Source organism: Vreelandella aquamarina (assembly GCF_900110265.1).
GTDB classification, from domain to species: domain Bacteria; phylum Pseudomonadota; class Gammaproteobacteria; order Pseudomonadales; family Halomonadaceae; genus Vreelandella; species Vreelandella aquamarina.
Genome location: NZ_FODB01000112.1, coordinates 1 through 1,938 on the forward strand (window position 1 = coordinate 1; position 1,938 = coordinate 1,938).

3 protein-coding genes are annotated in these 1,938 nt (G+C 49.6%); all 3 read left to right on the plus strand.

All coding sequences use genetic code 11. The features are described 5' to 3' along the window. A partial coding sequence (locus BMY49_RS17655) for a hypothetical protein (RefSeq protein WP_208596232.1) occupies positions 1-181 on the plus strand: 181 nt, incomplete at its 5' end. A gap of 110 nt (positions 182-291) precedes the next feature. Further along, complete coding sequence (locus tag BMY49_RS17005) at positions 292-708, plus strand: DUF6088 family protein (RefSeq protein WP_054641702.1); 417 nt, start codon at positions 292-294, stop codon at positions 706-708. Continuing rightward, positions 705-1,643 (plus strand): nucleotidyl transferase AbiEii/AbiGii toxin family protein, encoded by a 939-nt coding sequence (locus tag BMY49_RS17010; protein WP_062363701.1) that lies wholly within the window; start codon positions 705-707, stop codon positions 1,641-1,643. The genes BMY49_RS17005 and BMY49_RS17010 overlap by 4 nt, the downstream gene beginning before the upstream one ends. Positions 1,644-1,938 lie beyond the last annotated feature (295 nt).

Genomic DNA, 1,938 nt, shown 5'->3' on the forward strand with positions numbered 1-1,938 from the left:
AGAAGCCAAAAAAACACATCGGGCTTTACTTTATCAACAGTATGCTTATGTAGCTGATGATTTGTGGGTAATTGCAAGGTTGGTGGAGCGCTTACCTTGTTTTTGCGCGGCTCAGAATAGAGGCTGTTTTGTGCCGAATTTGCGGCGGTTTTTGTTTTTTAAACTGCATAAAAATAATTGATTTTATTGAATAAATTTATTTTTTTGTTTAATTCTAGTGTCGTGTTTTTGAATTTCTCAGTCTGAAGGCATAAAATAACTATCGTCATTGTCCAGCTATGGAGGCGTTGCATGACCGCTCAAACGCTTGAGTCACGCATTCGTGACAAAATTCGCAAAAGTCGGCGGATGGTTTTTCTACGTGATGATTTCGCTGCACTGGGTGGTTATGACCAAGTAGGCCGGGTGCTTCGGCAATTGGAGGTGCAGGGACGATTAGTGCGTATTGGTAAAGGCCTATACGCCAAAGCGCGCCCAAACCGTATTACAGGCAAACCAATGCTTGCAGCGCCCGGTGGCTTTGACCAAGCAGCCAAAGAGGCATTAAACCGCTTAGGAGTACAGTGGGAGCCAGCCAGTGCAGAAAAAGCTTATCAGGCGGGGCGCACACAAATTCCAGCGCGAGTGGTGGTCAGAGTCAAGGGCCCGTTTCATCGCCAGATTGCCTACGGTAAATATCGCTTAGGTATCGAGCAAGTTTCTGTATGAACATTGATTCTGGAATGTTTCCCGATGTGGCGGATGCGCTGGGAATCGACAGCCCCGCTATTGTCGAAAAAGATGTCTATGCCGTTCAGTTATTGAGTCTACTTTCAACGCTGCGCTCGGAGGCGTTTGAGCTGGTATTCGCAGGGGGTACCAGCCTAGCCAAAGCCCACCACAAGCTTTTCCGTATGTCCGAAGATATTGATATCAAACTTGTTGCTCGCGATGGGGTAGCAACGGGCATGTCTAGAACGGCTCTAAAGGCAGAACGAAAAGCGATGCTGTCCGAAATAGAAACAGTTATCAGCCGCTCTCCGATCCTAGGGCTTGATCCCGATGCTGGAATCGTCAAGCGTAACGAGTACCGGTATGCGGAGTTTACCGTTCGCTATCCCCGTACCCAGGGCAGCATCTCTGCGCTTCGACCTGACTTGAAGCTAGACGTTGCAGCATCAGAACTTTATGAGCCCGCCGTGGCTTGTTCTGTCAGTTCCTTGTACGCCGATGTTCTTAAACTACCCCCAGAGGTAGCTTCTTTTACGGTGGTTAGCCTACCCGCCACAATTAGCGAGAAGCTGGTGGCATTGCTACGTCGCACAGCCCACGTGAATCGTGATCCTTCCCGAAAAGACGACGAAACGCTGGTGAGGCACGTCTACGATCTTCACATGGCGACAGCTGGCGGATATGACATGGCTGCATTACGCCCGCTGGTACAGGCAGTAATACAGACGGACGTGTCTCAGTTCGGCAACCAGCATACACAATTTGTCACTAGCCCAGCAGATGAGCTGCTCTATGGCCTAGGGTGCTTACAGACCAACCCCATCCATCAGGATCGCTACGAGCGTTTTATCGGCCCGCTGGTTTATCACGATGAGCCCGCGTCCTGGGATGAAGCTTTACAAACAGTGAAGAATTGGCTCAACGTCTGCTGACGTAAGGTAGGGCTGAGCGCTAAAGTCTGTTTTTCCACTACTGCGCGAGGTGCGCTTGTCAGGTTACACCCTGATTCACTGTCTGAGCCGCTTTATGCGGCTTGCTATGTAGTGACCCTCGTCTTGCTGCAGCGGTGGCAATTTGGTTGCCAACTGGTTGCCATTTGGCTGCTCACAGGGTGAAAACCATGTGAGTAATGTAAGTGCTTAATCTAATATTTTCGTGTATTATCGATGCAAGGATCTCGGGCACGGATGGAACCATGGCAAGAAGGCGCTTTATTGCTCCACTTTC